Below are 4,012 nucleotides of genomic sequence, written 5' to 3'. Positions count from 1 at the left end.
AAACCCTCTCGGGGGCGAGAAATCGAATGGCGTGCTACTTCATTTCCAGCATCAGCGTGGTCCATTCCTTGCGCTGCAGCGTCTGGGTCAGGGTCATGCCCTGACGGGCATAGGCGTTGATCACGCCACGCGCCTGATGCTCCAGAATCCCGGATAGAACAATGCTCGCGCCCTTTTGTGCTGCCTTGCCGACCGAGGGCGCCAGCGCCATTAGCGGGCCGGCCAGAATATTGGCGACGATCAGGTCATAGGGGCCGTTTTGCGTTATTGTGGAATGGGTTAGCCCAGTGGCCTCGACAGCAACGATCAACGTGCCGACGCCGTTCTGCTCGGCATTGGCGATGGTGGTGGAGACCGAAATCGGGTCGATATCGCTGGCAATCACCGGGGTCTTGGTGCGCTTGGCCAGGGCAATGGCCAGCACGCCGGTGCCGGTGCCGACATCGATCATGTGGCGCGGCTTGCGGCGCTTGAGCAGCAGGTTGATGGCCTCGAGGCACCCGGTGGTGGTCTCGTGGTGGCCAGTGCCAAAGGCCTGCGCCGCATCGATCCGTATTGCCGTCAGCCCGCTGGGCACGGGTCCGGTTTCGTGGCTGCCATAGACATAAAAGCCGCCGGCCGTCACCGGGGCTAGCCCCTCCAGCGATTTGGCCACCCAGTTGATTTCGGGATCAATCCGGGAAACTGAAAATTCCACTTCAATGCCAAGGGTTTGGCGGGCCAGTTCAACAAAGGCTGCAAGGTCGGGCGGGCTGTCACAGGCCGCCTCGAAGTACCATTGGCCGGTGTCTTCATTCTCGTGCGCCGAGGCGGTCAGCGCCAGATCATCGCGCTCCATCACCGCATCGACCAGTTCATAGGCCTGATCCTTGGTGAGCGGGGCAGAGAGCTGATCGACGGACATGGCGGTTTCCTCAGGTTTCGCGCCTTGTTGCGCCATCGGCCCGCGGGCGTCAATGCGAACTTGTCCCCACAGCTCCAGAGCGGGCTTGTGCTGAGGGCAGGCAAGCCGGCAAGCGACGCGCTACGGAAAGGATCAGAGCTTCACGGCGGTCCCGGAAATCGACACCATCAGCATCGAGCCACCCTGGCCGACGACTTCATAATCGAGGTCGACGCCAACCACGGCGTCGGCGCCCATGCGCTCGGCCTCGAAGCGCAGTTCTTCATAGGCCTGGCGGCGCGCATCGCGCAGCGCGCCCTCATAGGCCCCGGCGCGACCACCGACAATGTCGCGAATGCCGGCAAACAGATCCTTGAAGATATTGGCGCCGACGATCACCTCGCCGGTGACAATGCCCAGATATTCGCGGACGGGCCGGCCTTCGAGGGTGGGGGTGGTGGAGATGATCATGGTGCGCCTTCTGCAGCTGTCTCGCTAGGAATTTCTAAGCGCTCGACTCGAAGAACATCAAGTGCGATCCCCATGCCGATAGCCGATGTTGAGGTAAACACTTTGGCTCCCCGTTCGATCAACAATTGCAATGGAACACCATTTGCATTCGATAGCGGCATAAGCATCGACTGCCACGCTAGTAACGCCAAATGTACTAGCATCGAAGCGATAAGGGCTTCCCGACTGCCTTTGTTGATATCTGGAGCCTTCAGTCGAGGGTCGGTCTCTATAGCTTCGAGCCACGCAGTCGACTGATTCAGCAACTTTTTTATCTCTGTCTCATCGGGGTTTTCAGGTGCTTCGGCGTGGGCAATCCGGTTTCTCATTTTACGAAGTTCATCGAAATAACTTAAGCAGTCGTCGCTGATAAAGTCTGAGATGGCCGCAATTTTCAGCCTCTTGTTAAAGTCCCCTAGTGGGCCAAGCGGGCCCAAGAGGGTTTGCATTTCTATTTGCGGACGTTTTTCCCTTTTGAACATTTCTATTAATAGGTTGTCCGCAATTCCGACTGCTGCAAGCACGGCGTATCTCGGTTCGGCCTCGACCAGCGTTGACAGTTTTTGCCTGAACCGATCGCTGTCAAAAGGGAAAGCAGCAGACTCCGAGTCAATTTTTTCAGCGACCCTTTGGTGAATTCCGCGCATGTAGTTCTTGAAAAACTCAATGCCATTTCTTTCGACAAGCGAAAGTGCGGATCCGTCTATCTGTTCGTACCAATCCAATTTTTGGCGACGCATGCCTCACCCCTTGGTAACAAAACTCTCCAGCACCTTCTTTCGCCCGGCTTTTTCGAAATCGATGGTCAGCTTGTTGCCCTCGATGGCGGCGATGGCGCCGTAGCCGAATTTGAGGTGGAAGACGCGTTCGCCGAAGGTGAAGGCGGATTTGTCGTTGCCGATATCAACGGAGCGGGCGACCAGATCGCCGTCAATGGTCATCGGGCCGGCGCTCTTGCGACTGGCCTGCTGGGCGCGGGCGCGCTGCCAGCCGGGGGTTTCGTAGACGCTCTCGAAGGGGTCAGCCTTGTTGAAGCGGCTGGAGGCCCCTCCGCCATAGCCATAGCCGCCATAGGAGGAGCCGGTATCGGTGACTTCCACCGCGTCGGCCGGCAGTTCATCGAGAAAGCGGGATGGAATGGCTGATTGCCAGAGGCCGTGGATGCGGCGGTTCTGCGCGGCGGAAATGCGTACGCGCTTGCGGCCGCGGGTAATGCCGACATAGGCGAGGCGCCGCTCTTCTTCCAAGCCCGCGCGGCCGGATTCATCCATCGAGCGCTGGCTGGGGAAGGTGCCTTCCTCCCAGCCGGGCAGGAAAACGGTGTCGAATTCCAGTCCCTTGGCGCCATGCAGCGTCATGATGGTGACGGCATCAGCGGCGTCGGTATTGTCACGGTCCATGACCAAGGCAATGTGTTCGAGGAAGCTGCCCAGGGTATCGAACTCCTCCATGGCGCGGCTGAGTTCCTTGAGGTTTTCCTTACGGCCCTGTGACTCGACGGACTTGTCGACCGTGAGCATGTCGGTATAGCCGCTCTCTTCGAGGATCTGCTCGACCAGCTCGAAGGGCCGCAGGGTCTGGGCCTGCATGGCCCAGAAATCGAACTGGGCCACTAAAGCGCGCAACGTAGTGCGCTGCTTGGGCTTGAGGTCCTCGGTATCGACCAGCATGCGGATGGCCGAGAGCAGGGGCACGTTGGCGGCGCGGGCAGCGCTGTGCAGCAGTTGGACGGTGGAATCGCCGAGGCCGCGCTTGGGCACATTGATGATGCGGTCGAGCGCCAGATCGTCTGCAGGCTGGGCGACGAGGCGGAGATAGGCCAAGGCGTCGCGGATTTCCTTGCGCTCGTAAAAGCGCGGGCCGCCGATGACGCGGTAATTGAGGCCCAGGGTGATGAAGCGTTCTTCGAATTCGCGCATCTGGAAGGAGGCACGCACGAGGATGGCCATGGAATTGAGCGGATCGCCGTCGCGCTGATATTGCTCGATCTGCTCGCCGATGGTGCGCGCCTCTTCCTCGCTGTCCCAGACCTGGGTGACGGCGACCAGCTCGCCCTGTTCGGCCACATCGGTCTGCAGCGTCTTGCCGAGGCGGCTTTCGTTGAAGGCGATGATGTTACTGGCGGCCTTGAGGATATTGGCGGTCGAGCGGTAATTGCGCTCGAGCTTGATCACCTTGGCGCCGGGAAAATCCTTTTCGAAGCGCAGGATATTGTCGACCTCGGCACCGCGCCAGCCATAGATGGACTGGTCGTCATCGCCGACGACGCAAATATTGGCTTGGCTGGCGGGTTTTCCCTGCGCCAGGAGGCGCAGCCAGAGATATTGGGCGGTATTGCTGTCCTGGTATTCGTCCACCAGCATATATTTGAACTTGCGGTGATAGTCGGCCAGCACGTCGGGATTTTCGCGGAACAGGCGGATGCATTCGAGCAGCAAATCGCCGAAATCGGCGGCGTTGAGGGATTTGAGCCGCGCCTGATAGGCATAATAGAGCTTGCCGCCCATGCCATTGGCATAGGAGCCGCTATCGGCCACCGAAACGTCCTTGGGCAGCAGGCCCTTGTTCTTCCAGCCATCCATCATCGAGGCGAAGAGCTTGGCTGGCCAACGCTTTTCG

At 59.5% G+C, this 4,012-nt stretch carries 4 protein-coding genes; all 4 read right to left on the bottom strand.

The features are described 5' to 3' along the window. Positions 1-34 precede the first annotated feature (34 nt). Positions 35-904, bottom strand: a complete 870-nt coding sequence (locus Q8O80_RS11695; protein ID WP_305579636.1) for a 50S ribosomal protein L11 methyltransferase — start codon at positions 902-904, stop codon at positions 35-37. Between the two features lie 132 nt (positions 905-1,036). Continuing rightward, on the bottom strand, positions 1,037-1,354 hold the full coding sequence (locus Q8O80_RS11690; RefSeq protein WP_305579635.1) for a heavy metal-binding domain-containing protein: 318 nt from the start codon (positions 1,352-1,354) through the stop codon (positions 1,037-1,039). Then, a complete protein-coding gene (locus tag Q8O80_RS11685; RefSeq protein ID WP_305579634.1) occupies positions 1,351-2,133 on the bottom strand; it encodes a hypothetical protein in 783 nt (260 codons plus the stop codon). The genes Q8O80_RS11690 and Q8O80_RS11685 overlap by 4 nt, the downstream gene beginning before the upstream one ends. A gap of 3 nt (positions 2,134-2,136) precedes the next feature. Then, positions 2,137-4,012, bottom strand: a 1,876-nt coding sequence (locus tag Q8O80_RS11680; protein WP_305579633.1) for an ATP-dependent helicase, incomplete at its 5' end; no start/stop codon positions are given.

Source organism: Devosia sp., assembly GCF_030689745.1.
Taxonomy (GTDB): domain Bacteria; phylum Pseudomonadota; class Alphaproteobacteria; order Rhizobiales; family Devosiaceae; genus Devosia; species Devosia alba.
Note: the sequence above shows the minus strand (reverse complement) of the source record. Positions and strands in the feature narration are given on the sequence as shown.

Excerpts from the sequence above, each read along its gene's own strand:
- Q8O80_RS11695 (WP_305579636.1), bottom strand. The coding sequence starts at position 904 with ATGTCCGTCGATCAGCTCTCTGCCCCGCTCACCAAGGATCAGGCCTAT.
- Q8O80_RS11690 (WP_305579635.1), bottom strand. The coding sequence starts at position 1,354 with ATGATCATCTCCACCACCCCCACCCTCGAAGGCCGGCCCGTCCGCGAA.
- Q8O80_RS11685 (WP_305579634.1), bottom strand. The coding sequence starts at position 2,133 with ATGCGTCGCCAAAAATTGGATTGGTACGAACAGATAGACGGATCCGCA.